At 73.4% G+C, this 26,329-nt stretch carries 23 protein-coding genes and 2 tRNA genes; 11 read left to right on the top strand and 14 right to left on the bottom strand.

What is annotated here, in order from left to right:
• Positions 1-125: 125 nt before the first annotated feature.
• The gene (locus LN037_RS24515) at positions 126-701 is read left to right on the top strand and encodes a dimethylsulfonioproprionate lyase family protein (RefSeq protein WP_230758350.1); all 576 of its coding nucleotides are present in this window, start codon (positions 126-128) and stop codon (positions 699-701) included.
• A 116-nt stretch (positions 702-817) separates the two neighbouring features.
• Here LN037_RS24515 and LN037_RS24520 read toward each other — a convergent pair.
• Positions 818-890 (bottom strand) — tRNA-Glu (locus LN037_RS24520).
• A gap of 53 nt (positions 891-943) precedes the next feature.
• Positions 944-1,015, bottom strand: a tRNA-Gln gene (locus LN037_RS24525).
• Positions 1,016-1,169: 154 nt separating this feature from the next.
• Here LN037_RS24525 and ileS point away from each other — a divergent pair.
• Positions 1,170-4,292, top strand: a complete 3,123-nt coding sequence (gene ileS, locus LN037_RS24530; RefSeq protein WP_230758353.1) for an isoleucine--tRNA ligase — start codon at positions 1,170-1,172, stop codon at positions 4,290-4,292.
• Positions 4,293-4,382: 90 nt separating this feature from the next.
• Positions 4,383-4,796, top strand: a complete 414-nt coding sequence (locus tag LN037_RS24535) for a VOC family protein (RefSeq protein ID WP_230758355.1) — start codon at positions 4,383-4,385, stop codon at positions 4,794-4,796.
• On the opposite strand, the gene LN037_RS24540 is transcribed toward LN037_RS24535, so the two are convergent.
• Positions 4,762-5,361 carry a TetR-like C-terminal domain-containing protein gene (locus tag LN037_RS24540; protein ID WP_230758358.1) on the bottom strand — a complete coding sequence of 200 codons (600 nt, stop codon included), beginning with the start codon at positions 5,359-5,361 and terminating at the stop codon, positions 4,762-4,764. The two genes, LN037_RS24535 and LN037_RS24540, sit on opposite strands and share 35 nt — an antisense overlap.
• Positions 5,362-5,402: 41 nt before the next feature.
• On the opposite strand from LN037_RS24540, the gene LN037_RS24545 reads away from it, so the two are divergent.
• Both LN037_RS24545 and LN037_RS24550 read left to right on the top strand, forming a co-directional pair.
• The gene (locus tag LN037_RS24545; protein ID WP_230758361.1) at positions 5,403-6,311 is read left to right on the top strand and encodes a Vgb family protein; all 909 of its coding nucleotides are present in this window, start codon (positions 5,403-5,405) and stop codon (positions 6,309-6,311) included.
• Positions 6,308-7,027: a DUF899 domain-containing protein gene (locus LN037_RS24550; RefSeq protein WP_230758364.1), complete on the top strand. Its 720-nt coding sequence runs from the start codon at positions 6,308-6,310 to the stop codon at positions 7,025-7,027. The genes LN037_RS24545 and LN037_RS24550 overlap by 4 nt, the downstream gene beginning before the upstream one ends.
• Positions 7,028-7,033: 6 nt before the next feature.
• On the opposite strand, the gene LN037_RS24555 is transcribed toward LN037_RS24550, so the two are convergent.
• The 4 genes from LN037_RS24555 to LN037_RS24570 are packed head-to-tail and all read right to left on the bottom strand — an operon-like array spanning position 7,034 to position 10,273.
• Complete coding sequence (locus tag LN037_RS24555; RefSeq protein WP_230758367.1) at positions 7,034-8,008, bottom strand: LacI family DNA-binding transcriptional regulator; 975 nt, start codon at positions 8,006-8,008, stop codon at positions 7,034-7,036.
• 11 nt (positions 8,009-8,019) lie between these two features.
• On the bottom strand, positions 8,020-9,126 hold the full coding sequence (gene galK / locus LN037_RS24560; protein ID WP_230758369.1) for a galactokinase: 1,107 nt from the start codon (positions 9,124-9,126) through the stop codon (positions 8,020-8,022).
• Positions 9,123-10,115 carry a galactose-1-phosphate uridylyltransferase gene (gene galT / locus LN037_RS24565; RefSeq protein ID WP_230758371.1) on the bottom strand — a complete coding sequence of 331 codons (993 nt, stop codon included), beginning with the start codon at positions 10,113-10,115 and terminating at the stop codon, positions 9,123-9,125. Before galT ends, galK begins: the two co-directional genes overlap by 4 nt.
• Positions 10,112-10,273, bottom strand: coding sequence for a hypothetical protein (locus tag LN037_RS24570; RefSeq protein WP_230758373.1), 162 nt, complete (start codon positions 10,271-10,273; stop codon positions 10,112-10,114). The genes galT and LN037_RS24570 overlap by 4 nt, the downstream gene beginning before the upstream one ends.
• A 118-nt stretch (positions 10,274-10,391) precedes the next feature.
• Here LN037_RS24570 and LN037_RS24575 point away from each other — a divergent pair, with 118 nt between their 5' ends.
• Together LN037_RS24575 and LN037_RS24580 are read left to right on the top strand one after the other, a co-directional pair.
• The gene (locus LN037_RS24575) at positions 10,392-12,053 is read left to right on the top strand and encodes a sodium:solute symporter family protein (RefSeq protein ID WP_230758375.1); all 1,662 of its coding nucleotides are present in this window, start codon (positions 10,392-10,394) and stop codon (positions 12,051-12,053) included.
• 13 nt (positions 12,054-12,066) lie between these two features.
• Positions 12,067-12,351: a hypothetical protein gene (locus tag LN037_RS24580; RefSeq protein ID WP_230758376.1), complete on the top strand. Its 285-nt coding sequence runs from the start codon at positions 12,067-12,069 to the stop codon at positions 12,349-12,351.
• A 76-nt stretch (positions 12,352-12,427) separates the two neighbouring features.
• Here LN037_RS24580 and LN037_RS24585 read toward each other — a convergent pair whose 3' ends face one another.
• The gene (locus LN037_RS24585) at positions 12,428-13,555 is read right to left on the bottom strand and encodes a CaiB/BaiF CoA transferase family protein (RefSeq protein WP_230758377.1); all 1,128 of its coding nucleotides are present in this window, start codon (positions 13,553-13,555) and stop codon (positions 12,428-12,430) included.
• A 140-nt stretch (positions 13,556-13,695) separates the two neighbouring features.
• Between LN037_RS24585 and LN037_RS33860 the strand changes: the two genes are divergently transcribed.
• The 4 genes from LN037_RS33860 to LN037_RS24610 all read left to right on the top strand — a co-directional run bounded on the left by LN037_RS33860 (position 13,696) and on the right by LN037_RS24610 (position 18,827).
• Positions 13,696-16,161 (top strand): class F sortase, encoded by a 2,466-nt coding sequence (locus LN037_RS33860; RefSeq protein ID WP_308286185.1) that lies wholly within the window; start codon positions 13,696-13,698, stop codon positions 16,159-16,161.
• Between the two features lie 266 nt (positions 16,162-16,427).
• Entirely contained in the window at positions 16,428-17,168 is a 741-nt protein-coding gene (locus tag LN037_RS24600) for an AIM24 family protein (protein ID WP_230758382.1), read from the top strand.
• 109 nt (positions 17,169-17,277) lie between these two features.
• Positions 17,278-17,967, top strand: coding sequence for a thiamine pyrophosphate-binding protein (locus LN037_RS24605; RefSeq protein WP_230758385.1), 690 nt, complete (start codon positions 17,278-17,280; stop codon positions 17,965-17,967).
• A 5-nt stretch (positions 17,968-17,972) separates the two neighbouring features.
• A complete protein-coding gene (locus LN037_RS24610; RefSeq protein WP_230758388.1) occupies positions 17,973-18,827 on the top strand; it encodes a transketolase family protein in 855 nt (284 codons plus the stop codon).
• Here the strand turns inward: LN037_RS24610 and lysS are convergent.
• From lysS to LN037_RS24640, 6 genes are all read right to left on the bottom strand, one after another.
• Positions 18,817-20,547: a lysine--tRNA ligase gene (gene lysS / locus LN037_RS24615; protein WP_230758390.1), complete on the bottom strand. Its 1,731-nt coding sequence runs from the start codon at positions 20,545-20,547 to the stop codon at positions 18,817-18,819. The genes LN037_RS24610 and lysS overlap by 11 nt on opposite strands.
• On the bottom strand, positions 20,547-21,341 hold the full coding sequence (locus LN037_RS24620) for a fumarylacetoacetate hydrolase family protein (RefSeq protein WP_230758392.1): 795 nt from the start codon (positions 21,339-21,341) through the stop codon (positions 20,547-20,549). The genes lysS and LN037_RS24620 overlap by 1 nt, the downstream gene beginning before the upstream one ends.
• A gap of 10 nt (positions 21,342-21,351) precedes the next feature.
• Positions 21,352-22,260, bottom strand: a complete 909-nt coding sequence (locus tag LN037_RS24625) for a hypothetical protein (protein ID WP_230758394.1) — start codon at positions 22,258-22,260, stop codon at positions 21,352-21,354.
• A 4-nt stretch (positions 22,261-22,264) separates the two neighbouring features.
• Positions 22,265-23,311 carry a 3-isopropylmalate dehydrogenase gene (locus LN037_RS24630; RefSeq protein WP_230758396.1) on the bottom strand — a complete coding sequence of 349 codons (1,047 nt, stop codon included), beginning with the start codon at positions 23,309-23,311 and terminating at the stop codon, positions 22,265-22,267.
• A 142-nt stretch (positions 23,312-23,453) separates the two neighbouring features.
• Positions 23,454-25,022 (bottom strand): phosphoglycerate dehydrogenase, encoded by a 1,569-nt coding sequence (gene serA, locus LN037_RS24635; protein ID WP_230758399.1) that lies wholly within the window; start codon positions 25,020-25,022, stop codon positions 23,454-23,456.
• Between the two features lie 267 nt (positions 25,023-25,289).
• Entirely contained in the window at positions 25,290-26,273 is a 984-nt protein-coding gene (locus LN037_RS24640) for a hypothetical protein (protein ID WP_230758403.1), read from the bottom strand.
• Positions 26,274-26,329: the final 56 nt, after the last annotated feature.

The following is a 26,329-nucleotide window of genomic DNA, read 5'->3' on the forward strand; positions in this document are numbered from 1 at the left end:
ATCCACCGGACGACCCGCCCGCCCTGGCCGTTCGGAGGGGGTCGGCAGGAACGCGTCGTCGCCGGCGGCCGACGGCAGGGAGGCGCTCCTGTCGTCCCGCCGCGGACGCTGCCAGGATCGGCTCCGTGACCGCCGCGGGACCCGCCGTCGACGCCCTGACCGCCCGGTTCGTGGCCGCCCTCGGACGCACCGGCGCGATGGCGGAGCTCATGGCCGTCGCGAGCCTCGGCGGGCCACCGCAGCTCGCGTCCGACCCGCCGGACCTCCCCGTCCTCGCCCACCTCGACGACGCGATCGCGCGGGTCGCCGACGAGGTCGACGACCAGCTCGCCGAGGCGGTCGGGCTGCTCGCGCACCGCGCCGCCTGGACCCGGACCGCCTCGTACGCCTCCGACGAGGCCCTGTTCGCCGGGTACGCCCACGCCACGCTGCGCGGGGACGAGGACCTGGTGCTGGGGCTCGTCGTCCTGGGCCCCGACGTGCACTACCGCGCCCACCACCACCCCGCCGAGGAGTACTACCTGCCGCTCGGCGCGATCCGCTGGGACCACGGCGACGGCTGGGTCGACGAGCCCGCCGGCGAACTGATCCACCACGCGCCCTGGCAGCCGCACGCGATGCGGACCGGCGAGCGGGCCGTGCTGCTCGCCTACCTCTGGTTCGACGAGATCGCCACGCCGTCGGCGTTCGTCGAGCCGTGAGCGTCGGCACGACGAGCGTGGCGCGGCACTGACGTCAGGCGTCAGCCGTGGGCCACCGCTGACACCCGGGAACGACGAAGCGCCCCGACCCGGGTGGGTCGAGGCGCTCCGTGATGTAGCCCCGAGGGGATTCGAACCCCCGCTACCGCCTTGAGAGGGCGGCGTCCTAGGCCGCTAGACGACGGGGCCCTAGGAGGAACAGCGGCTGGAACTCTACAAGATCGCCCGGTCGCTGCTCGCAGCTGGGGTACCAGGACTCGAACCTAGAACAACTGAACCAGAATCAGCCGTGTTGCCAATTACACCATACCCCATGGGTGTCACCCACCGTGACCGTCAGGCCGCGGCGGCGACGGGGACAACTGTACCGACCCCGTCGACGCGCCTCGAGCACCCCCCACCCGTCACGGTGTCCCCGCAGGTCACGCACCCGTCCGGGCCGACGGGGACGCTGAGTACGCTGGACCGGTGAGTCCGAGCTTCGCCCCCCTGCCCGCCAGCGTCGACCTGCCGGCGATCGAGCAGGAGATTCTCGAGCGCTGGGACAAGCGCGACGTGTTCCGCCGGTCGCTCGAGCAGACCGCCCAGGGCGAGCCCTGGATCTTCTACGAGGGGCCGCCCACGGCGAACGGCACGCCCGGCACCCACCACGTCGAGGCCCGCGCCTTCAAGGACCTCTTCCCCCGCTTCCGCACGATGCGCGGCTACCACGTGCCACGGCGCGCGGGCTGGGACTGCCACGGCCTGCCGGTGGAGCTCGCCGTCGAGAAGGAGCTCGGCTTCACGAGCAAGGGTGACATCGAGCGGTACGGGATCGCGGAGTTCAACGCGGCCTGCCGCGAGTCGGCGCTGAAGAACGTCTCCGCCTTCGCGGCGATGACCGAGCGCATGGGCTACTGGGTCGATCTCGACGAGGCCTACATGACGATGGCCCCGCGCTACGTCGAGAGCGTCTGGTGGTCGCTCAAGACGATCTTCGACAAGGGCCTGCTCGTCGAGGACCACCGCGTCACGCCGTACTGCCCGCGCGACGAGACGCCGCTGTCCGACCACGAGGTCGCGCAGGGCTACGAGGACGACGTCGACCCCAGCGTCTACGTGCGCTTCCCGCTCACCGACGGCCCCTGGGCCGGCGCGGACATGCTCGTCTGGACGACGACGCCGTGGACGCTGCCGTCGAACACGGCGGTCGCGGTGGAGCGCTCGGTCGTCTACGTCCGGGTGCGCCACGGCGACGACGACCTCGTGCTGGCCGAGGACCTCCTCGCGCACGTGCTCGGGTCCGACGACGTCGAGGTGACGGCCCGCCTCACCGGCGCCGACCTCATCGGCTCGCACTACACGCGCCCGTTCGAACTGCTGGCGGGCGACCGCTTCGGCGACGCGTTCCGGATCGTCCACGGCGACCACGTCACCACCGACGCCGGCACCGGCCTCGTGCACATGGCCCCCGCGTTCGGCGCCGAGGACCACCTCGTCGCGAAGAACGAGGGCCTCGAGATGGTCAACCCGATCGGCTCGAACGGCCACTTCCTCGAGGACGTCCCCCTGGTCGGCGGGATGTTCTTCAAGGCGGCCGACCCGACGCTGATCGCCGACCTCGAGGCCCGCGGCGTCATGTTCCGCGCCGAGTCCTACGAGCACTCGTATCCGCACTGCTGGCGCTGCCACACGCCGCTGATCTACTACGCGCTGCCGTCGTGGTTCATCCGGACGACCGCGATCCGCGAGGAGCTGCTCGCGGAGAACGAGGCGACGACCTGGTACCCGCCGCACATCAAGCACGGCCGGTACGGCGCCTGGCTGGAGAACAACGTCGACTGGGCGCTCTCCCGCAAGCGCTACTGGGGCACGCCGCTGCCGATCTGGCGCAACGACGCGGACCCGTCCGAGGTCGTCGTCGTGGGGTCGCTCGCCGAGCTCGGGCAGCACGCCGGCCGGGACCTCACCGCGCTCGACCCGCACCGCCCGTACGTCGACGACGTCACCTTCCCGGCGCCGTCGGGCACCGGGACGATGCGCCGCGTCCCCGACGTCATCGACGTCTGGTACGACTCCGGCGCGATGCCGTTCGCCCAGTGGGGCGCGCCGCACCACCACGAGGCCGACTTCGAGCAGGCCTACCCCGCGCAGTACATCTGCGAGGCGATCGACCAGACGCGCGGGTGGTTCTACTCGCTGATGGCGGTCGGGACGCTGGTGTTCGACCGGTCGTCGTACGAGAACGTCGTCTGCCTGGGCCTCCTGCTCGACGAGCACGGCCGCAAGATGTCGAAGCACCTGGGCAACATCCTCGACCCGTTCGAGCTGTTCTCCACCCACGGCGCCGACGCCGTCCGCTGGCTGATGCTCGCCCAGGGCTCACCCTGGGTGGACCGGCGGGTCGGGCACGAGACGCTGCGCGAGATCGTCCGGAAGGTCCTGCTGACCTACTGGAACACGGCGTCGTTCCTGGTCACGTACGCGAACGCGGCGGGCTGGACGCCGTCCCCCGACGCCCCGGCCGCCACGCACGTGATGGACCGCTGGGCCCTCGGCGAGCTGCGGAGCTGCGTCACCGAGGTGACCGCGGCGCTCGACGACTTCGACTCCTCGCGTGCCGGGCGCGCCATCGTCGCGTTCATCGACGACCTGTCGAACTGGTACGTCCGCCGCTCGCGCCGCCGCTTCTGGGACGGCGACCCGGCCGCCCTCGCGACGCTGCACGAGTGCGTCGAGACGGTCAGCCGCCTCATGGCGCCGTTCACGCCGTTCGCCACCGACTACCTGTGGACGCTGCTGCAGGGCGAGGGCGGCTCCGGGCTGCCCGAGGGCACGCCGGACTCGGTGCACCTCGCGTCCTGGCCGGTCACCGAGGGCCTTCCCGACGACGGGTCGCTGCGCTCGGACATGGGCCTCGTGCGTCGCGTGGTGGAGCTCGGCCGGTCCACCCGCGCCGCCTCGGGGGTGCGGACGCGCCAGCCGCTGTCGCGCGCCGTCGTCTCCGCGCCCGGCTTCGCGTCGCTGGACGCCGAGCTGCTCGCCGAGATCGCCGAGGAGCTCAACGTGGCGGCCGTCGAGCCCGCCGGGTCGGAGCTCGTGCAGCTCGACGTGAAGCCGAACTACCGCGCGCTGGGCAAGCGGTTCGGCAAGCGGACGCCGACCGTGGCCGACGCCGTGAAGGCGTCGACCGACGCCCCGGTGGACGGCGTGCTGACGGTGCAGCTCGACGACGGGCCGGTCGAGCTCTCGGGCGACGAGATCGTGATCTCGGAGACCCCGCGGGAGGGCTGGGCGGTGCGCTCCGAGGGCGGCCTGTCGGTCGGGCTCGACACCGAGCTCACCGACGAGCTGCGCGAGGCGGGCCTGCTGCGCGACGTGCTGCGCTTCGTCCAGGACGCCCGCAAGCGCCTGGGCTTCGAGGTGTCCGACCGGATCGAGCTGTGGTGGTCGGCCTCGCGCGCCGACACGACCGCCGCGATCCGCAACGGCGCCGACACGCTGGCCACCGAGTGCCTCGTGTCGTCGCTGGTCGAGGGCGAGGGTCCGGGCGAGCTGTCGGCCCAGACGTCGGAGGACCTCGGCGTCACGGTGTGGGCTACGCCCAGGTGAGCACTAACGGTGGCTATAGCCACCGTTAGTGCTCACCTGCGGAGCACCTACCGGCCGCTCGGTGGCCGCTACCGCTGCCACGCTCCCGGCATGAGCAGCTTCGAGGGTTCGCGGATCGACCACCTCAACCTCCCGGTGACCGACCTGGACCGGGCCGTCGCCTTCCACACCGCCGCCCTGGCACCGCTCGGGATCGAGCCGTTGATCACGGTGCGGGCGACGGCCACCCAGAAGGCGATGCAGGCGTTCGGCGTCCACCCGAAGCCGTTCTTCTGGGTCGTCGCCGCCGACCGCCCGCTCCCCTACGACGACGACACCCACCTGGCCTTCACCGCCCCCGACCACGGCACGGTCGACGCCTTCCACGCCGCCGCCCTCGCCGCCGGCGCCGAGAGCCTGCGCGGGCCCGGCCTGTGGCCCGAGTACCACGCCGACTACTACGGCGCGTTCGTCCGCACCCCGGACGGCGTCAACCTCGAGGCGGTCTGCCACCGGGCGCCGTGATCCCGGCGACGACGAGCCGGACGTAGGCCGCCGCGTCGGCCGCGTCCGGCGGGTCCGGCAGGTGCAGCAGGTGGTGGTAGAGCGGTCCGAGCGCCGCGACGAGCACCCGCCGGGGCTCGACCGACGCGTCGACCTCCCCCCGCGCCACCGCCCGCTCCACGACCACCGCGCTGCGGCGGTACCGGTCGTCGAGGAAGCGGTGCACGCCCGCCTGCGCGCGGGGGAAGCGCTCCGCCGCCCCCATCAGCGCCCGCACCGTCGACCCCGCCGGCCCGACGTACCGGAGCACCTCCTGCGCCAGGTCCTCGAGGTCGGCCGCGAGCGACCCGTGGTCGGGCGGGGTCCAGGCGTCGTCCGCGGCGGCGTCGAGGACGTCGGCGAGCAACCCGCCGACGTCGCCCCACCGCCGGAACACCGTCGCCCGGTGCACGCCCGAGCGGGCGGCGACGCCGTCGACGCCGAGCCCCTCGAGGCCGTGCTCCTCGAGGTCGGCCACGACGGCGGCGAGGACCGCGGCCCGGACCCGTGCCGTGCGACCCCCGGGTCTTGACGTCGGCCCGTCCATGTCAGCACTCTATCGCGACAGTTGTCGTCTTAGGAGGTCGCGTGGCACGACGCATCACCGTCGGCGTTCCCGACGACGGGCCCTACGCCCTCGGGCTCGACGCGGCCGGGGACGTGTGGGCCTCGCTCGTGTACTCCGGGCGCCTCGCCCGGGTCCGTGGGGCGGAGGTCGCCGTCCACGACCTCGACGCGCCCGGCTCCCGACCCTCCCGCTTCGCGACCACCCCCGACGGCAGCCTGTGGTGCACGCGCACCGGCGACCACCGCGTCGACCGGCTCGTCGACGGCACCTGGCACGGCGTCGACGTCGGCGCGGGGACCGGCCCCTACGACGTCACCGCCGGCCCCGACGGCGCCGCCTGGTTCACCGCGATCGAGGCCGAGGCCGTCGGGCGGATCGACCCGACGACCGAGGAGGTCACCCTGCACCCCCTCCCGGTCGCCGGGATGCCCGCGATGATCACGACGGGGCCGGACGGCGCCCTCTGGTGCACGCTCAACCGCGTCGGCGCGCTCGCGCGCCTCGACCCGGCCTCGGGCGGGATCGCCCTGACCCCCCTTCCCGACGACGGGTGTGGTCCGGTCGGCATCGCCGCCGACGCCGACGGGCTGTGGTTCGTCGAGATCCTCGCCGGGCGGGTGGGACGGCTCGACCTCGACGGCCGGCTCACCGAGCACGACCTGCCCGACCGGGCCGCGAAGCCGCACGACGTCATCGCGACCGCGGGCGGCTGCGTGGTCTCACTGTGGGGCGCGAGCGGGCTGGTGCGCCTCGACGACGACGGCACCGTCACCGCCCTGGCCGGGCTCGGCCCGGACGACCACCCGCACGGCCTGCTGCTGCGCCACGGCGAGCTGTGGGTCGCGTGCGGCAGCGCCGCGGTGGTGGTCCTGAATCCGAACCGACCCATTGCAGAAGCGGAGTCTGATCTGTCACGGTGGTCACCATGAGCCTCCCGCAGATCACCGACCGTGAGACCTGGCTGAAGGCACGCCGCGAACTCCTCGAGGAGGAGAAGGCGCACACGCGGGCGCGCGACGCGCTCAACACCCGTCGTCGGGAACTGCCGATGGTGGAGGTGACCGAGGACTACCGGTTCACCGGGCCCGACGGCGAGGTCTCGCTCGCCGGGCTGTTCGGCGGGTACCGCCAGCTCGTGGTCAACCACGTCATGTTCGACCCGGCCTGGGACGAGATGTGCCCGAGCTGCTCGGCCGGCATCCGCGAGTGGTCGCCGGGGACCCGCGAGCACCTGCGCAGCCGCGACACCGAGCAGGTCTTCGTCTCCCGCGCGCCCTACGCGAAGCTCGCCGACTGGAAGGAGCGCCAGGGCTGGACGATCCCCTGGTACTCCTCGTCCGGGTCCGACTTCAACGCCGACCTCGGCGTCACCGTCGACGTGTCCGGCGCGACGATGCACTACAACTACCGCGACGCCCCGACGTGGGAGGGCGCGGAGGGCACCCAGGAGCTGCCGGGCTTCTCGGCCTTCCTGCGCGTGGACGACCGCGTGTTCCACACCTACTCGTCCTACGCGCGCGCCGCGGAGTGGTTCGGCGGGTCGTTCGCCTACCTCGACCTCACCGCGCTGGGCCGCCAGGAGGACTGGGAGCAGCCGCAGGGCCGCGCCGACGCGGTCCGCGCCGGCATCCCGGTCTTCGACTAGCGACGGCTACGCGCTCCCCCGCACGACGAGCCGCGGCGCCAGCACCCGGTGCTCGGCGGGGTGCCCGTCGAGCCGGTGGGCCAGCACCTCGACCAGCGTGCGGCCGAGTTCGTACTTGTCGGTGTGCACCGTGGTCAGCGGCGGGTCGAGCAGGGCGGCCATGGTGATGTCGTCGTACCCGACCACCCCGATCTGCTCGCCGGCCCGACGCCCGGCCGCCCGCAGCGCCTGGACCGCCCCGATGGCGAGCAGGTCGTTGAAGGCGAAGACCCCGGTGATCCCGGGGTGCCGGGCGAGCAGGCTGCGCAGGGCGGCGGCCCCGCCGGCCACGGTGGGCGGGGCGGCGACCACGTGGTCGTCGGGGTTCGTCTCGAGGAACGCCCGTCGTCGTTCGGGCTTGTTCTCCACGGCCCCGTCGAGCATCCCGAGCCGGGCGTGCCCGCGCGAGGTCAGGTGCTCGCACGCCAGGCGCGTCCCGGTGCGGAAGTCGGCGCGCACGGTGGCCACGGCCCCGTCGGGCGCGGGGCGGTCGGCGACCACCAGCGGCACCCGGCGCCCCAGGGCCGCGAGCGCGGGATCGTCGAGCGCCTCGAAGAAGCCGATGGCCCCGGCGGCGCCGGCGTCGACGATCGCGCGCCCGGCCTCGGCCTCCGCGCCCGCGTCCGCGTCGGTGTTGTGCACGACGACGGCGAGTCCGCGCGCGGCCGCCGCGTCGAACACCCCGCGTGCGACCGCGGGGAAGAACGGGTTCGCGATGTCGGGCAGGACGAGCGCGACCGTCCCGGCCCGCTGCGTGCGCATCCCGCGCGCGAACGCCGAGGGCCGGTAGTCCAGCTCCTCGATCGTCGCGAGCACCCGGCGGCGGGTGGCCTCGCTGATGTCGCCCTTGTCGTTCATCGCCCGGGAGACGGTCTGGCGGGAGACGCCGGCGGCCCGGGCGACGTCGTCGATCGTCACCCGCACCGACCGGCCGGAATCCATGATCGCCGACCTTAGAGGTCGCGCCGCGCGCCCGGGGCCGGCGCGACCTCCCGCACCGTCGGCTCCGGGTCGAGCGCCCGGCAGGCCCCGCCCACGGCCGCGACGCGGTCCGCCGGCACCAGCGCGATGACCGACCCGCCGAACCCGCCGCCCATGATGCGGGCGCCCAGCGCGCCCGCACCGACGGCCGCCGCGACGATCGCGTCGACCTCCGGCACCGACACCTCGTAGTCGTCGCGCAGCGAGGCGTGCGAGGCGGAGAGCACCGGGCCGACCTCGCGCGGACGCCCCGCCCGCACCAGCGCCACGGTCTCGTGGACCCGTGCCTCCTCGGTGACGACGTGCCGCGCGCGCCGCCGCGGGGCACCGTCGGGGAGGTTCTCGACGGCGGGCAGGGTCGCGTCGCGCAGGGCGGGCACCCCGAGCGCCTCGGCGGCCGCGACGCACGCGGCGCGGCGGTCGGCGTACCCGCCGTCGGCGAGGTCGTGGCGCACCCGCGAGTCGATCACCAGCACCGACAGCCCCGCCGCCTCGAAGCCGAGCGCGACGTCCTCGGTGGCCATCGACCGGCAGTCCAGCAGCAGCGCCGAGCCCTCGCGGCACAGCAGCGACGCCGCCTGGTCCATGATCCCGACCGGCGCGCCCACCACCTCGTTCTCGGCCCGCCGCCCGGCCGCGGCGAGCGCGACGCGGTCGAGCCCCGACCCGCTCAGCTCGTTCACCGCGAGCGCCACCGCGCTCTCCAGGGCCGCCGAGCTCGACAGGCCGGCGCCCAGCGGGACCTCGCCGTGCACCACGAGGTCCCAGCCGCCGTCGACCCCGAGCGCCCACAGGGTGCCGAGCGGGTAGGCGCTCCACCCGGTCGCGCTCGCGAGGGTCCCGACGGCGAGCTCGGTCGGCTCGGCGCCCGGGTCGTCCGACTGCACGGTCACCCGGTCGTCGTCACGACGGGCGGCCGCGACGAAGGTGCGGCGGTCGATCGCGAAGGGCAGCACGTGGCCCTCGTTGTGATCGGTGTGCTCGCCGATGAGGTTGACCCGGCCCGGCGCGGAGAAGACCCCCTCGGGGTCGCGGCCGTGCACGTCCCGGAAGGCCCGGGCCACCTGCTCGGCGCTCACGCCGGCACCGTCGCCCGCTCGGCGGCGTCGCGCAGGCGCGGGCCGGCGACCTCGGGTGCCACGTCGGTGAGGAAGGCGCCCCCGAACGTCTCCGAACCCGCGAGGTACTTGAGCTTCCCGCCGCCGCGGTGGGGCGGGCAGATCTCCAGGTGCAGGTGGCCGAGCCCGCGCTCGTCGTCGGGGACGTTCACCGGCGCCGAGTGGACGCCGAGCAGGTAGGACGTCCGGAAGCCGAAGTACTCGTCGTAGCCGGCGAGGACGCGGGCGAGGACGCGGGCGAGGTCGTCGCGCGCCGCGGTGTCGAGCTCGGGCATCGTGCCGACGTGGTCGCGGGCCCAGACGTCGACCTCGTACGGGAACCGCGCCCACGGCGGCACCCCCGCGAGGAAGTGCGTCCCCTCGACCACCACGCGTGGACCGCCCTGCTCCTGCGCCACGACGTCGCAGAACACGCACCGGCCCGTGCGGTCGCGGTGGTGGCGGGCCGCGCGCTGCTCACGCGCCGGACGCGGCGGGACGTCGGGGTAGGCGTAGATCTGGCCGTGCGGGTGGTGCAGCGTCACCCCGACCGCCTCGCCCTTGTTCTCGAACGGCAGCACGTATCCGATCCTCGGGTCCGCGGCGAGCGCGCGGAAGCGGTGGGCCCACGCGTCGACGAGCAGCCGGACGCGTCGCTCCCCCACGGAGGCCAGGGTCGCCTCGTGGTCGTCGGTGAACACGACCACCTCGCAGTGGCCGTACGCGGGTTCGACCGGCACGAGGTCGGTGCCGGCGACGTCGGGCGTCGGCGGGGTCGGCGAGAGCGAGGGGAAGCGGTTGTCGAACACCGCGATCTCGAAGTGCGCGCGCGGGATCTCGGTGGCCGGGCCGCCCGGGTGCGTCGGGCAGAGCGGGCAGTCCGCGGTGGCCGGCTTGTAGGTGCGGTCCTGACGGTGGGTGGCGAAGGTGACCCACTCGTCGTGCGTCGGGTCGTAGCGGCGCTCGCTCACTCCGGGCCCGCCGTGAAGTAGGTGATCGACCGGCCGTCGGGCAGGGTCTCCGGCTCGACGACGAGCCCGGGCATCGCGCCCTCCCCGGTGTCAGCGGTGGCACACGGCTGACGTCCAGCATCAGCGGTGGGCCACGGCTGACCCTCCTCGCCCCTCATCCGCCCGTCCCTTCATGCCCTCTTGACGCCCGGCGACTCCGGACGCACAGTGTGCGCCAGCTAACGATAACGTTCACGGGAACCTTCACGGAACCCCCGGACCGCCGAGAGGTCGCGCATGCTGCGCCTGAACCCGGGATGGTTGGACTACACCCTCCTGGCCCTGTACTTCGTCGTCGTGCTGGGCATCGGCGTGGTCGCACGCCGCGCCGTCGGTACCAGCGCCGACTTCCTGCTCGCCGGCCGCTCGCTGCCCGCCTGGGTCACCGGCCTGGCCTTCGTCGCCGCCAACCTGGGCGCCACCGAGATCATCGGCATGGCCGCCAACGGCGCCGAGTACGGCGTCGCGACCGTGCACTACTACTGGATCGGCGCCGTCCCGGCGATGGTCTTCCTGGGCATCGTGATGATGCCCTTCTACTACCGCTCCAAGGTCCGGTCGGTGCCGGAGTTCCTCAAGCTGCGGTTCGGCAACTACACCCACGTCCTCAACGCGATCGTCTTCGCGGTCGCCTCGGTGCTGATCGCGGGCGTCAACCTCTACGCCCTCGCGATCGTGCTGAACGCGCTGCTCGGGTGGCCGGAGTTCCTCGGCATCGTCGTCTCGGCCGCCGTGGTGCTCGTCTACATCGGCTTCGGCGGTCTCGGCTCGGCGATCTACGGCGAGGTGCTGCAGTTCTTCGTCATCCTCGCCGGCCTGATCCCGCTCGCGATCGTCGCCGTCCGCCACGTCGGCGGCTTCTCCGCGCTGGCCGACAAGGTGACCGCGTCCGCTCTCGGTGAGGGCGGCCTGCACGCCTGGCAGGGCACGGGGATCGGCGACGTCACGAACCCGATCGGCGCGAACTGGATCTCGATCGTCCTCGGCCTGGGCTTCGTCCTGTCGTTCGGCTACTGGACGACGAACTTCGCCGAGATCCAGCGTGCGCTCTCGGCGAAGGACCGGAGCGCCTCCCAGCGCACGCCCCTCATCGCGGCGTTCCCGAAGATCCTGATCCCGGCCGTCACGATCATCCCGGGCCTCGTCGCGCTCGTCGCGATCCCGAACTTCGGCAACGACGCCGCCGGCGGCCTCGAGTACAACGACGCGATCCCGGCGCTCATCGGCCAGCTGCTCCCCGAGGGTGTCCTCGGCATCGCGCTCACCGGCCTGTTCGCCTCGTTCATGGCGGGCGTGGCGGCGAACGTGTCCTCGTTGAACACGGTGGTCACCTACGACCTGCTCCAGCCGTACCTCGCGAAGGGTCGCAGCGACCGGTACTACCTCAACGCCGGCCGGGTGGTCACGGCCGTCGGCGTCGTCATCGCGATCTTCACCGCGCTGCTCGCGGCCGACTTCAACAACATCATGACCTACCTGCAGTCGCTGTTCGGAATCTTCAACGCCCCGATCTTCGCGACCTTCATCCTCGGCATGTTCTGGAAGCGCACCAGCGGCTGGGGTGGGTTCACCGGCCTGCTCACCGGGGTCCTCGCCGGCACGGCCGTCTTCGTCCTCGCCGAGGCGGGCGTGGTCGACTTCGGGTCCGGCATCGCGACGAGCTTCTACCAGGCCGGCGCCGCGTTCGTCGTCGACGTCGTGGTCACCGTGGTGGTCTCGCTGGCCACCGCGAAGCCCGAGCCGGAGCGTCTCGCGGGCATCGTCTACGGCGTGCCCGGCGCCGACGGCGTGGTCCCGACGCTGCGCCAGCCCAAGGAGCGCGTCTGGTACCGCAAGCCGGTGCTGCTGGGCGGCCTCGCGCTCGCCCTGACCGTCGTCCTCAACATCGTCTTCGCCTGAGCCGGGAGTCATCATGAGCGAACCGGTGCAGCCCGGTCGGCCCCAGACCACGGTCGAGACCGGCAGCCGCATGCAGCGACTGTTCGACCTGCGCTATGTCATCGGCGCCCTGATGGGCGCCTACGGGATCGTCCTGGTGATCCGCGGCCTGCTCGACGGGCCCGAGCAGCTCGCCCGGGCCGCGGGCCTCTCGATCAACCTCTGGACCGGGATCGGCCTGCTCGTCGTGGCCGCGATCTTCCTGGTGTGGGGCCTCACCCGGCCCCTGGGCATCGACGTCGAGGAGAACGTCGACTGACCCTTCGCCGACGTCGGGGTCCTCCCGCGGTCGCGGCGCGGCGGCCGCGGCAGGACCCGTCGTCGGGAACGAGCGGTCAGACCTGCGGCCCGACGTCGGGCACCGGGTCCATGCGCGGCTGCCGACCGTCGAGGAACGTGATGGGCGGGAGCAGCGTGCGGATGGGGCCGGTGGGGGTGCCGACCTCGACGAACCGGCCGCGCTCCTCGTGCTGCGGGTGGGTCAGCACCTGGTCGAGCGTGCGGCGCCGGGCGTTGGCGATCCCGGCCTCCTCCAGGCGCGCGACCAGCTGGTCGCCGGTGAGGTCGCGCAGGACCGCGTCGATCGCCTCGTGCAGGGCCGGGCGGTTCTCGATCCGGTCGGAGTTCGTGACGAAGCGCGGGTCGTCCGCGACGGCGGCGTCGCCGAGCACGACCTCGCAGAAGCGCCGCCACTCCCGGTCGTTCTGGATCGACAGCACCACCTCCTGCCCGTCACCGGCGGCGAACGAGCCGTACGGCGCGATCGCGGCGTGGCTCGTCCCCGCCCGGACGGGGGCCTTCCCGCTGCCGTAGGCGTAGTGCAGGGGGAAGCCCATCCACTCGCTCAGCGCGTCGAACAGGCTGACCTCGAAGGTGGTGCCCTCACCCGTGCGCTCGCGGTCGTAGAGCGCGCTGAGGATGCCGGAGAACGCGTACATCCCGGCGCCGATGTCGGCGGCCGGGATGCCCGCCTTGGCCGGGAACTCCTCGGTGCCGGTGACGGAGACGAGCCCCGTCTCGGCCTGGATCAGCGCGTCGTAGGCCTTGGCGTCGCGGTAGGGCCCCGACGAGCCGTAGCCCGAGATGCTGCAGTGGATCAGCTCCGGGTGGTCGCGCCGCAGGTCCTCGGCGCCGAGGCCGAGCCGCTCCGCGGCACCCGGCGCGAAGTTCTGCACGAACACGTCGGCCTGTGCGATCAGCTCCTGCACGCGGGCGAGCTGGTCGGCGTCCTTGAGGTCGGCGGTGACCGACTCCTTGGACCGGTTGAGCCACACGAAGTGACTGGAGAGGCCGTTCACCGTCGTGTCGTAGTCGCGCGCGAAGTCGCCGCGTCCGGGACGTTCGACCTTGATCACGCGGGCCCCGAGGTCCGCGAGGTGGCGCGTCGCCAGGGGGGCCGCCACGGCCTGTTCGCAGGACACGACGAGGATGCCGTCCAACGGGAGGGCCCGGGTCTCGACCATGACCGTGATCGTGCCCGCCCCGACCGTCCGGCGCGCGACGTCGCCCGCGTCACCCGTCCGATCGGCGTCACGCGAACCGATCGAGGTCGTTTCCCCGAATGAGTGACACCTGTTCGGACCAGTGACCTCGGGAGTGACGGATGAAGGCGGCGAGCACGGCGACCGCACTGGCGGTGGTGTCCACCCTCGGCATCGGCGTGGCCGTGTGCTCGCAGGCGCCGCCGCCCACCGTGCTCGCCTCGGGTCCGGTGCTGACCGTCGCCGACGAGGACTCCTCGGGCTCCGGCGACGGCGGGTCGGGCGGCTCCGGTGGGTTGTCCGGGCTCGTGCGGGAGCTGACCGGGAGCTCGTCGTCGTCGGAGTCGTCGTCGGAGTCGTCCGACTCCGACGAGTCCTCGTCCTCGGAGCGGTCGTCGTCGTCGGAGCGGTCGTCGTCGTCGTCGGAGCGGTCCTCCTCGTCGGAGCGGTCGTCGTCGTCGGAGCGGTCGTCGTCGTCGGAGCGGTCGTCGTCGGAGCGGTCCTCGTCGTCGGAGCAGTCCTCCTCGACCGGTCGCGTGCTGCGCCCGCTGACGGTCACGCCTCCGGCCTCGCAGAGCCCGACCCTGCAGCTCCCCGCGGTCACCGTGCCCTCGACCTCGGTCGGCCCCCTCTCCACCCCGTCGCTCGGCGTCGGCGGCACCGAGGCGTCGTCCTCCGGGGTGGCGCTGCCGTCGGTGTCGGCGAGTTCCACGCAGGCCGGTCCGGTCTCGCTGCCGTCGGTCGGTGTCGGGTCGACGTCGGTCTCGTCCTCCGGCGCCCGACTGCCCGCGGTGGCGGTGGGCTCCACCCAGGCCGGTCCGGTGTCGCTGCCGTCGGTCGGTGTCGGGTCGACATCGGTCTCGTCCTCCGGCGCCCAGCTGCCCGCGGTCTCGGTCGGCGCCGCGTCCGTCGGCCCGGTCGCGGTCCCGCCGGCCGCCCTCGCCGCGCCGACCCTGCCGATCCGGACCGTCTCCCCGCTCGTCGCGGCGCTCAACCCGCCGCCGCCGTCGTCGTGGGTCCCGCTCACGGTCGTGCCCGCGGCGTTCACCACCCCGCTCCTGCCCGCGCAGCTCACGGCGCCGCCGACCGGGAACGAGGGCGTGCTGCGCGTCGCCCACCTCTCCCCCTCGACGGGCGCGGTCGACATGTACGTCAGCGGGCCGGGGCTGCCCGAGACGAAGGTGGCCTCGGACGTCACCTACCGGACGCTGTCGAACTACCTCACCGCCGGCCCCGGCACCTACACGCTGTCGGCCCGCCCCGCCGGTGCCGCCCCGACGTCCGCGCCCGCGCTGACCGCCAACGTCGAGGTCGGGGCGCGGACCGCCCAGACCGCGGCGTTCGTCGACGTCGGGCCCGACGGCACCCCGCAGGCCGAGGTCCTCTCCGACGGCACCCAGCTCGCCGCGCCCGGCAAGGCGTACGTCCGAGTCGTCTCCGCCGCGGCCGGCGTCGGCCCGCTGAGCGTCACCGCCCAGGGCGGCGGGCCGATCGCGAGCAACGTCTTCTACGGCGCGAGCTCGCCCTACGCCGAGGTCGACTCGCGGACCTGGACGATGGACGTCACGACGACGTCGGGTCGCACGGCCACCGCGACCCTCCCGGTCTCGAGCACGTCGGTGAACACCGTCGTCGTCTCGCGCGACGCGCAGGGTGCCCTGACCGTCACCGCCGTCCCCGACGCCGCGGACCTCTTCGCCCCGGCTGCCGCAGCACAGCCCGCCGCTCCGCAGGCCCCGGCCGCCCCGGCTCCGGCCGCACCGCAGGCGCCCGCCCCGGCACCGGCTGCACCGCAGGCTCCGGCTGCGCCGCAGGCTCCGGCTGCGCCGCAGGCTCCGGCTGCACCACAAACCCCCGCGCCGGCACCGGCCGCGCCCCAGGCACCCGCCGCCCCCGCGCAGCCCAGCACCCCGACCAGCACCACCCCGGCACCGACCACCACCCCGGCTCCGACGACCACGACCCCCGCCCCGACGACCACCCCGGCCCCGCCCGCCGGCACCGCCCCGTCGTCGGGAACGCCCGCGCGGCCGACGCCGAAGGGCGGCGTGCCGGCCGGCTTCGGCGGGATGGCGACCTCGTTCGCCGACGGCGCCGCCCTCACGGCCCCGGCCGCTCCGGACCTTCCGGTGTGGGGAGCCCCGACCAGCCCGGTGCGGCCGTCGGGCCTCGTGGTGCCGGGCGCGAACATCGACGCGCCCGAGATCGGGGCGCTCGGTCTCGACCGGGACGGCGAACTGCAGGCGCCGGCCACCCCGCACGACGTCGGCTGGTTCGGCTCGACACCCGGGGACACGGGCCCGGCCGTGCTGGTCGGCCACGTCGACTCGTGGCGCGGGCCGGGGGTGTTCTGGAACCTGAAGGACCTGAAGCCGGGCGACCCGATCGACGTCCCGCGCAGCGACGGCACCGTGGCGCGGTTCGCGGTGGATCGGGTGGAGACGGTCGACAAGGACACCTTCCCCACCCAGGCGGTCTACGGCCCGACGGCGGGTCCGTCGCTGCGGCTGATCACCTGCGGCGGCCCGTTCGACCGCACCGTGCGCTCCTACGAGGACAACGTCATCGTCTACGCCTCGCCGCGCTGAGGGGCCGGGTCCCTCGGCGCCGCCCCGCGGACCGTGATCACGACTTCGGGTGCGACACGCGCAAGCTCTGACGCGACACGCTCCCGAAGTCCTGATCACGGACGCGTTCCTCGGGCTGTCCCCGGGGGGCGACCCCGAGACGTGCGCGAGGGGTTGCCCGGGGAACTCTGGGGGTTGTCCCCCTCGTTGACCGTGCGTGTCCGCCGCGAGGATGATCTCGCCCGGACACCGGGCAGCACCTCACCCCGAGTGACCAGGAGACGGCCGTGCGCAGCAACCTCTTCGCCCCCGAGAACCAGGAGCAGGAGTCGGCCCAGCCGGGGCTGCGCCTGCAGAACTCGAAGATGCTCAAGATCGAGCTCAACGGGGAGGCCATGGCCCGGCAGGGCTCGATGGTGGCCTACCAGGGCGACGTGCGGTTCGAGGCCAAGGGCTCCGGCGGGATCGGCAACTTCCTCAAGCAGAAGCTCACCGGCGAGGGCGTGCCGTTGATGAAGGTGAGCGGGCGCGGCGACGTGTTCCTCGCCAACGCCGCCTCGGACGTGCACCTCATCGACCTCGAGGGCCCGAACGACGCCCTCACGATCAACGGCAAGAACGTCCTCGCGTTCGACTCGTCCCTGTCCTATGACATCCAGATGGTCTCGGGTGCCGGGTCGATGGGCGGCGCGGGCCTGTTCAACTGCGTCTTCCGTGGTCAGGGCCGTCTCGCCATCACGTGCAAGGGCACGCCCGTGGTCCTCGACGTCGACGCCCCGACCTACGCGGACCCGCAGGCGGCGATCGCCTGGTCCGCGGGACTGCAGGTCGGCGTGCACCGCGCCGAGCAGTTCGGGTTGCGCACGCTCATGGGCCGCACCACCGGCGAGGCGTACACGATGGCCTTCGGCGGCCGCGGCTTCGTCATCGTGCAGCCGTGCGAGGAGGTGCCGCTCGACATGATGGCCGGCCAGGGCAGCGGCCAGGAGGCCGGCGTCGGCGGGGCGCTCGGGGGCCTGTTCCGGTAGGTGGGCAGAGCCCGGGAGAGCACTTTCCGTCGCCCTGGCGACGGAACGTGCTCACACGGCGGAGCCACACCTTGACCTCAACCGTCGTCGAGGTCGCAGGGTCGTCGCCATGACCACCGTGCGACCTCCCACCGACCCGGCCGAGCTGCACCGGCTGATGTCGCTCATGACCGGCGACGAGAAGCACTCGGCCGCGGCGACCTCGACCCTCGACGTCCTGCAGGTGCTCTACGACCGCGTGCTGCACGTCGACCCGGCCCACCCCGACGACCCGGTGCGCGATCGGTTCCTGCTGTCCAAGGGCCACGGCCCCATGGCCTACTACGCCGTGCTCGCCGCCCACGGCTTCCTCGACGAGGCCGAGCTCGCGACGTGGGCCGGGCCCGGCTCGCGCCTCGGGTTGCACCCCGACCGCGTCCTGGTGCCCGGCGTCGAGATCGGCTCCGGGTCGCTCGGGCACGGCCTCCCGCTCGCCGTCGGGACCGCGCTCGGCCTGCGGCTGCGGAACCTGACGACGCCGCGGGTGTTCGTCCTGGTCGGCGACGCCGAGCTCGACGAGGGCTCCAACCACGAGGCCATCGCCTACGCCGGCCGTTCCGGGATGGCGACCCTGACGGCGGTGGTCGTCGACAACGCGTCGGCCACCCACCGCGGCGAGCTGGCCGAGCTGTTCCTCGTCGAGGGCTGGCGCGCGATCACCGTCGACGGTCGTGACCAGGACGTCCTCGAGACCGCCCTGACCGCCGCGCACGACGACCGGCCGCTCGCCGTGATCGCCGTTGTCGAGGAGAAGGAGTGAACGCGATGACGACGAGCCTGGCCCCGGCCACCATGCGCGAGGCGTTCCTCCGCGCCACCGCCGACGCGATCGACACCGACGACCGCACCGTCCTCGTCCTCGCCGACATCTCCGCCGGCGCCGACCCGGTCCCGGACCTGGCCCGCCGCCACCCCGGGCACGTCGTCAACGTCGGCATCCGCGAGCAGCTGATGCTGGGCGTGGCGGGCGGGCTCGCCCTCACGGGGCTGCGTCCGGTGGTGCACTCGTACGCCCCGTTCCTCGTCGAACGCCCCTACGAGTCGCTGAAGCTCGACCTCGGCCACCAGGACGTCGGGGCGGTGCTGGTCTCGATCGGCGCGTCCTACGACCAGCCGGGGATCGGCCGGACCCACGAGGCACCCGAGGACGTCGCGGTCGTCGACACCCTCCCGGGCTGGACGATCCACGTGCCCGGGCACCCGGAGGAGGCCTACCGCCTCGTGCACGGCTCCATCTGCGGCACCGATCGGGTCTATGTCCGACTGTCGAGCGAGGCCAACGCCGCCCCGCACCACGGTGACGGCCTGCAGACGATCCGGGAGGGCTCGCGGGACGACGTCGTCGTCGCCGTCGGTCCGACCCTCGACCGCGTGCTCGCCGCCGACCGCTTCCGCGGCGCGACCGTCCTCTACACCTCGACGGTGCGCCCCTTCGACGCCGACGGGCTGCGCGCGGCGGTCGGACCGGTCCCCACGGTCACGATGGTCGAGCCCTACCTCGAGGGCACGTCCGCCCGTGTGATCGCCGAGGCGCTGTCCGACCGGCCCCACCGGACCGTGATGATCGGCCACCCGCGCGAGGAGTCCCACCGGTACGGCGAGCACGAACTCACGCTGTGAGCAGGGAGCGGACCTTCTCCGGGCCGGCCGCGAGCAGCAGCGTCGGCAGCCGCGGCCCGGTCTCCGACCCGACGAGCGCCCGGTAGAGCAGCACGAAGAAGCGCCGCTGCGCGGCCTTCAGCTCGTCGGCCATGTCCGAGTCGGCAGGCTTCGTGTCCAGCGGCAGGCCGGCCTGCTGCTTGGGCACGCCGTAGACCAGCGTCGTGAGGCCCTCGAGCGACCAGTCCTGCTCCAGGCCGTCGAGCAGCAGGCGCAGCGACTCCCGGTCGGTCCCGTCCAGCGACGACAGCAGCTCGGCGTCCGGGGCCGCGAGCAGCCGCGTGTGCGACTCCTCGGGCATGTAGTGCTCGACCCACGCCTCCGCGCGGTCGAGCCGCGGCCGCAGGTCGTCGAGGGTGACCGGCTCCTCCGGGTCGCTCGACACCAGTCCGGTGAGGATGCGGCTCAGCTGCTGCGGGTCGCCGGTGGTCACGTCGACGACCGAGGTGAGGGTGCGGAACGAGACCGGCTGCGGGGTCTGCGGCAGCGACCGCTCCGCCGTCGCCACCGACCGCGCGTGCCCCAGCGCCTCGATCGGCGGGGCCGTGCCGCCCGCGACCTTGCGCGCGAGCGCGTCCCACTCGTCGTAGAGCCGGGAGAGCTCGGCGTCGAACGCGACCTTGATCGCCTGGTTGGGCCGCCGACGGGCGTAGAGCCAGCGCAGCAGCGGCGCCTCGAAGACCTCGAGCGCCGACGACGGCGTCGGCACGCCGCCCTTCGACGACGACATCTTCGCCTGCCCCGAGATGCCGACGAAGGCGTACATCGGGCCGATCGGCTGCCGCCCGCCGAAGATCTCGGAGACGAGCAGGCCGCCGACCTCGTACGACGAGCCGGGAGACGAGTGGTCCACCCCGCTCGGCTCGAAGTCGACGCCCTCGAAGGCCCAGCGCATGGGCCAGTCGACCTTCCACACGAGCTTGCCACGGGTGAACTCGGAGAGCAGCACCGTCTCCGACGACCCGCAGGCGCAGGTGAAGGTCATCTCGGTGGAGTCGTCGTCGTAGGCGACGATCGTCGTGTCGTCCTTGCCGCACGCCGAGCAGAACGGCTTGTAGGGGAAGTACTCGCCCGTGGCCGAGCCGACCGCCTCGTCGTCGGGACCCTCGTCCTCGTCCGCGATGACCGTCTTCTTCGTCCGGAACCGGCCGAGGACCGCGTCGATCCGCGAGCGCTCGCGCATCGCGAGCAGCGTCTGCGTCACGTACGCGCCGGAGGTGTACATCTGCGTCTGCGAGATGCCGCGGAACGGCACCCCGAGCTCCTCGAGCGCCGCGATCATCGGCGCCTTGAAGTGCTCGGCCCAGTTCGGGTGCTCGCTGCCGCGCGGGGCGGGGACGGCGGTCAGCGGCTTGCCGATGTGCTCGGCCCAGGAGTCGTCGATGCCCTCGACGCCCTTCGGCACGCGGCGGTAGCGGTCGAAGTCGTCCCACGAGATGACGTGCTCGCAGGGGATGCCGCGGCGGCGGATCTCGTCGGCGACCAGGTGCGGGGTGAGGACCTCGCGCAGGTTGCCGAGGTGGATCGGGCCGGACGGGCTCAGGCCGGAGGCACAGATGATCGTGCGACCCGGCTCGGCCCCCTCGATCTCCTTCTGCGCTGCGACGACCTCGTCGGCGAGCGTCGCCACCCAGTCCTGCGAGGTGGACTCGGCGCTCGCACCACCGCGCTTGCGCGCCATCAGCGATCCCGGACCGGGTTCGTCAGCGTGCCGATGCCCTCGACGGTGACCGACACCGTCTGCCCGTCGACCATCGGGCCGACGCCCGCGGGGGTGCCGGTGAGGATCGTGTCGCCGGGCAGCAGGGTCATGACCCGCGAGATGTAGGCGATCTGCTTCTCGATGCCGTGGATGAGCATGCTCGTCCGCGAGGACTGCACCGTGGCGCCGTCGAGCGTCGTCGAGATCGCGAGGTCGGACGGGTCGAGCTGCGTCTCGATCCACGGGCCGAGCGGGCAGAAGGTGTCATAGCCCTTGGCTCGGGTCCACTGCCCGTCGGCGGACTGCAGGTCGCGGGCCGTGACGTCGTTCGCGACGGTGTAGCCCAGCACCACGTCCATCGCCCGCGCCTCGGGCACGTCGCGGCACGGCTGCCCGATCACGACGGCGAGCTCGCCCTCGTAGTCCACGCGCTCGGAGTCCGCGGGCCGCAGGATCGGCAGGCCCGGCCCGATCACGCTCGTCGAGGGCTTCATGAAGATCAGCGGGTTCGCGGGCGCGTCACCTCCGCCCATCTCCGCGACGTGCTCGGCGTAGTTCTTGCCGATGCAGACGACCTTCGACGGCAGGATCGGCGCGAGCAGCCGGACGTCCGCGAGCGGCCAGGTGCGGCCGGTGAAGGTCGGGTCGCCGAACGGGTGCTCCGCGATCTCCGCGCAGACGTCCCCGCCCTCCGGGCTGCCACCGGCGGCGGTGGGCGACTGGAGGGCGGCGAAGGAGACACCGTCGGCGTGGGCGATCCGGGCGAGACGCACGGCGACCACCCTAGTCGCCGCGCGGGACCACCTCTCCGGCCGCCACCGGCTCCTCGTCGGCCACGAGCGTCCACTCCCCGGCGCGCCCGAGCTCGGCGTTCAGGGCCCGCAGGTCGGTCCGCGGCACGGCCAGCCACGCGCCCTGGTCCGACCACGTCCACGCCAGCCGGACCTCGGGCAACGCCCGTGCCACGGCGACGTGCAGCACCGTCGAGAGGTACTTCGGGTGGCTCGCCCAGCTCAGAGGGAGGTCCTTCCCGACGAGGGCCAGGGTCAGCTCGGTCCGCCGCCCGGAGACCGCGAGGTGCTCGACCCTGATCGGGGTGCCGGTGAGCCGGGCGAGGTCGGCGACCTGCTCGCGGAGGTCGTCCTCGAGCTGCTCGACGTGGGACTCGTGGAAGGCGAGGGCCGCGAGGTGGGCGTCCGGCTCGAAGTCCGGGTGGTAGTACCCGCCCTCCCACGACGCCGAGAGCACGCTGGACGCCGTCACCGGCTCCCCCGCGTCGGCGACGGCCTCCATCAGGTCGACCGGACGCGGGGTGCGGGGCCGGAACAGCCCGGCGCGGTCGAGGATGCCGACGACGCGGGCGAGCTCCGCGCGTCCCTCGGGCGAGAGGTCGGGCGGGGCCGGGCGCTCCGCCGGGACCGGCACCGACCCGACGTCGGGAACGACCGGGGCGGGCCGCCAGCCGCCGACCGGACCGGACTCCCGCGCCGCGCGGGCCGCGTTCGCGGCGCGCCGGTGGCGGACGGCGACGATCGAGAACCCGACGAGGGCGACGACGGCCAGGCCGAGCAGCGGCCACGGCTCGCCGAGGCTCCCCGGCCCGAACGCGAGATGGAGGAAGTACCCGGAGACGACGAGACCTCCTGCGCCCCAGAGCAGGGCGAGGAGGTCGTCGAGGGACCAGCGTCCCATGGGCTCAGGCGAGGCTGCGGGTACCGGCGGCGCTGGAGACGAGGGCGGCGAGCCGGTCGCCGACCGCGCTCGTGCCGCCCGGGTTCTGGTGGTCGCGGGTCGCGAGGTCGAACGCGACCGCGGCCTCGACGCGGCGGGCCAGCTCGGGCTCGCCGAGGTGGTCGAGCAGCAGCGCGACGGAGAGGACGGCGGCCGTCGGGTCGGCGATGCCCTTCCCGGCGATGTCGGGCGCGCTGCCGTGCACCGGCTCGAACATGCTCGGGTTGGCGCGCGAGACGTCCAGGTTGCCGGACGCCGCGAGGCCGATGCCGCCGGTGACCGCGGCCGCAAGGTCGGTGAGGATGTCGCCGAAGAGGTTGTCGGTGACGATCACGTCGTAGCGCGACGGGTCGGTGACCAGGTGGATCGTCGTGGAGTCGACGTGCTGGTAGTCGACCGACACGTCCGGGTGCTCGAGCGAGACCTCCTCGACCACGCGCGACCACAGCGACCCGGCGTGGGTGAGGACGTTGGTCTTGTGCACCAGCGTCAGCTTGCGCCGCGGGCGGTTCGCGGCGCGGGCGAAGGCGTCGCGGACCACGCGCTCCACGCCGAAGGCCGTGTTGATGCTGACCTCGGTCGCGATCTCCTGCGGGGTGTCCTTGCGGAGCAGGCCGCCGGTGCCCGCGTACGGGCCCTCGGTGCCCTCGCGGACGACGACGAGGTCGATCTCCGGCTGGGCCGACAGCGGCCCGCGGACGCCCGGGTAGAGCCGGGCCGGGCGCAGGTTGACGTGGTGGTCGAGCTCGAAGCGCAGACGCAGCAGCAGCCCGCGCTCGAGGATGCCGCTCGGCACCGACGGGTCGCCGACGGCGCCGAGAAGGATCGCGTCGTGCTCGCGCAGCTCCGTGAGCACCGACTCGGGCAGCAGCTCGCCGGTGGAGTGCCAGCGGGCGGCGCCGAGGTCGTAGTGCGTGGACTCGATCTGCGGGGCCAGCTCGGAGAGGACCTTGAGGGCCTCGTTGGTGACCTCGGGTCCGATCCCGTCTCCGGGCACCACCGCGAGTCGCATGTCCAGCCTTCCTCCCCCGACGGGCCGACCTCGATGGTGCGACCGGGCTCACCTGCGGTGGAGGCTACCGCGCGTGTCGGTGGGACTCCTCACCGGATCACTCCATGGGATGTGTCGGTCCCCGCGGTGCCCGATCGACGCCTCAGCCGAACGGGATCAAACGGGTGGTTCGCGCGTCGAGCGCGCTCCCGATCGGGGCCAGCACCTCGTCGGGGACCGCGCGGTCGACGCGCAGCAGCATGACCGACGAACCGCGATCGCGCGTCTGCGAGAGCTGGGCGGCCTCGATGTTGATGTCGGACTCCCCCAGCCGGGTGCCGACGAGGCCCATCGCGCCGGGCCGGTCGGTGTACTCGACGAGCAGGACGTGGCCCTCGGCCCGCAGGTCGAACGACCGCCCGTTGATCTCCACCAGCTTCTCCGCCTGGTCGGTCCCCGTGAGCGTCCCCGAGACCGTGGTGTGGCCCGCGCGCAGCGTGACGACGCTGCGGTGGTTCGGGCTCTCCGTCGCGGTCTCCACCGTGACGGTCACCCCGCGCTCGGCGGCCAGGGCCGGCGCGTTGACGAACGTGACCGGCTCGTCGACGACCTCGCCGAACACCCCGCGCAGCGCCGCGAGCTCCAGCACCCCGACGTCCTCGTGCGCGAGCTCGCCGCGGACCTCGACGGTGATGGCGTCGGGCTGCCCGACGAGGGTCGACAGCAGCGTGCCGAGCTTCTGCGTGACGCCGAGCCACGGCCGGACCTCCTCGCCGACCGCGCCGCCCTGCACGTTGACCGCGTCGGGCACGAAGTCGCCGCGCAGGGCCTTCAGCACGGAGTGCGCGACGTCGGTGCCCGCCCGGTCCTGCGCCTCCGCCGTGCTCGCGCCGAGGTGCGGCGTGGCCGTGACCTGCTCCAGCTCGAAGAGCGGGCTCTGCGTGGTCGGCTCGGTGACGTAGACGTCCACGCCCGCGCCCGCGACGTGCCCGGAGCGGATCGCCTCGGCGAGCGCCTCCTCGTCGACCAGCCCGCCGCGCGCCGCGTTGATCACGATGACGCCGGGCTTCGTCCGCGCCAGCGCCTCCTTGCCGATGAGCCCCTGCGTCTCCGGGGTCTTCGGCAGGTGGATCGTCATCATGTCGGCGCGGCCGAGCAGCTCGTCCAGCTCGACGAGCTCGATCCCGAGCTGGGCGGCGCGGCTCGCGGGCAGGTACGGGTCGTAGGCGATGACGTGGGTGTCGAACGCCTTGATGCGGCTCGCGAACAGCTGCCCGATCTTGCCGAGCCCGATGACGCCGACCGTCTTGCCCTGGATCTCCACCCCGCCGTAGCGCGAGCGCGCCCACTCGCCGCGGCGCAGGGCGGCGTCGGCGGCGGGGATGTGCCGGGCGGTCGCGAGCAGCAGGGCGAGGGCGTGCTCGGCGGCCGAGACGATGTTGCTGATGGGGGCGTTCACCACCATCACGCCGGCCGCCGTCGCGGCGGGCACGTCGACGTTGTCCAGCCCGACCCCGGCCCGCCCGACGACCGTGAGGCGGCGCTGCGCGGCGAACACCTCGGCGTCGACCTGTGTCGCACTGCGGACGAGCAGCGCGTCCGCGTCGGCCACGGCCTCGAGCAGGGCCGCCCGGTCCGTGCCGTCGACCTGGCGGACCTCCACCTCGTCGCCGAACACCTCCAGCGTCGACGCGGCGAGCTTCTCGGCCATCAGGACGACGGGCTTCGGCATGCTTCTCCCCGGGGTCGGCGACGGTGCGCGGCGCTCATCGTGCCGTACGCCACACCGACCGGGAGGGCAGGGTGTGACCCGGACCTCACCCCGGTCTCACGTGGTTCCCGTGCGGTCCCCTGGGTGTCAGCGGTGGCACACGGCGGACGTCCAGGGTCAGCAGATCGCCACGTCCATGGAGCGCGAACCCTGGCCCAGTGTCAGCGGTGGCACACGGCGGACGTCCAGCGTCAGCAGCTCGCCACAGTGCATCTCGACGCACCGGGATCAGGCCGGTCGGGGCAGGTCGGGGGTCCACAGCACGGAGGGCGTCGGCAACTGCTCCGCGACCGCGATGGCGTCCAGCACGTCGCGCAGCAGTCCACCCGGGTCACCACGCATCCGCATCGGCCGCACGCCGTACACGTGCAACCCGGCAGATCGGTAGGCCCGGTGCTGCCGTTCCGTCTCGGTGACCTGCTCCGGGGTCATGAAGTGGTGCTCGGTCGAGTCGATGGGCAGGACCAGCCCCAGGTCGGGGAGCAGGCCGTCCGCGATCCCCAGGAACTCGCTGCCCGCGCTGACCCGGACGTTGAGCACGATGGCGTGGGCACGCAGCTGCGGTTGCGCGTTCCACCAGCGGAGGAAGTCGAACTCTGCAGCCGACCGCGCACCCGTGGTCACGGCGCGGAGGACGCGTCGCGGCGTCGAACTCCCCTTCCGGCACCCCGCCTCCAGCTCGGCGACGAGGGACTCCGGGAGGACCAGACGCCGCTGCACCGGCTCGCTGAGCAGCGCAGCGATGTCGGATTCGTCGGTCATCGTGCGCGCGACGTCGAGCACACTCCGCTCGATCGACGCGACCGGGAACCCGTCCCGGATCCGTGGCGGCGTCGGCAGTCGTCGCGTCCGCTCGACGCGCACGATCGGTGTCGCGTGCAGGCGCACCCCGAACGGGATGAGCAGATGGACCGCGGCCGGGAGCTCGCCACGGCGCAGTCCGTGGGCTCGCGCGGCGTCCAACCCCGTGAGGACGGCCTGCGGTCCGGCGTAGACGAGCGCGGCGCGGACGAGTTCCCGCCGGGTCGGTGTCCCGGTACCGAGCCGCACGGTCGCCGGTGCCATCAACGTCCACGGCCCACCCGTGCGGCAGCGCCGATAGATGGTGCCCTCCGGGATGCCGAGTCCCATCAACTCGTGCACGTGGGCGATGTTGTCGACGGCCACGCTCCGGACGTACTCCGGATCGGCCGCCCAGGTTCCTCGTCGCATGGCGCGACTGTCCGACGGCCGGCGCTCCCGGTGGGGATCTCGCCGTGCCCCCTGGG

Origin of the sequence: Actinomycetospora soli, assembly GCF_021026295.1 — a bacterium.
Taxonomy (GTDB): domain Bacteria; phylum Actinomycetota; class Actinomycetes; order Mycobacteriales; family Pseudonocardiaceae; genus Actinomycetospora; species Actinomycetospora soli.

Coding starts and splice junctions, on each gene's coding strand:
- LN037_RS24535 (WP_230758355.1), top strand. CDS start 4,383: ATGAGCAGCTTCGAGGGTTCGCGGATCGACCACCTCAACCTCCCGGTG.
- LN037_RS24540 (WP_230758358.1), bottom strand. CDS start 5,361: ATGGACGGGCCGACGTCAAGACCCGGGGGTCGCACGGCACGGGTCCGG.
- LN037_RS24550 (WP_230758364.1), top strand. CDS start 6,308: ATGAGCCTCCCGCAGATCACCGACCGTGAGACCTGGCTGAAGGCACGC.
- LN037_RS24555 (WP_230758367.1), bottom strand. CDS start 8,008: ATGGATTCCGGCCGGTCGGTGCGGGTGACGATCGACGACGTCGCCCGG.
- LN037_RS24570 (WP_230758373.1), bottom strand. CDS start 10,273: ATGAGGGGCGAGGAGGGTCAGCCGTGGCCCACCGCTGATGCTGGACGT.
- LN037_RS24575 (WP_230758375.1), top strand. CDS start 10,392: ATGCTGCGCCTGAACCCGGGATGGTTGGACTACACCCTCCTGGCCCTG.
- LN037_RS24580 (WP_230758376.1), top strand. CDS start 12,067: ATGAGCGAACCGGTGCAGCCCGGTCGGCCCCAGACCACGGTCGAGACC.
- LN037_RS24585 (WP_230758377.1), bottom strand. CDS start 13,555: ATGGTCGAGACCCGGGCCCTCCCGTTGGACGGCATCCTCGTCGTGTCC.
- LN037_RS33860 (WP_308286185.1), top strand. CDS start 13,696: ATGAAGGCGGCGAGCACGGCGACCGCACTGGCGGTGGTGTCCACCCTC.
- LN037_RS24605 (WP_230758385.1), top strand. CDS start 17,278: ATGACCACCGTGCGACCTCCCACCGACCCGGCCGAGCTGCACCGGCTG.
- LN037_RS24610 (WP_230758388.1), top strand. CDS start 17,973: ATGACGACGAGCCTGGCCCCGGCCACCATGCGCGAGGCGTTCCTCCGC.
- lysS (WP_230758390.1), bottom strand. CDS start 20,547: ATGGCGCGCAAGCGCGGTGGTGCGAGCGCCGAGTCCACCTCGCAGGAC.
- LN037_RS24625 (WP_230758394.1), bottom strand. CDS start 22,260: ATGGGACGCTGGTCCCTCGACGACCTCCTCGCCCTGCTCTGGGGCGCA.
- LN037_RS24630 (WP_230758396.1), bottom strand. CDS start 23,311: ATGCGACTCGCGGTGGTGCCCGGAGACGGGATCGGACCCGAGGTCACC.
- serA (WP_230758399.1), bottom strand. CDS start 25,022: ATGCCGAAGCCCGTCGTCCTGATGGCCGAGAAGCTCGCCGCGTCGACG.
- LN037_RS24640 (WP_230758403.1), bottom strand. CDS start 26,273: ATGCGACGAGGAACCTGGGCGGCCGATCCGGAGTACGTCCGGAGCGTG.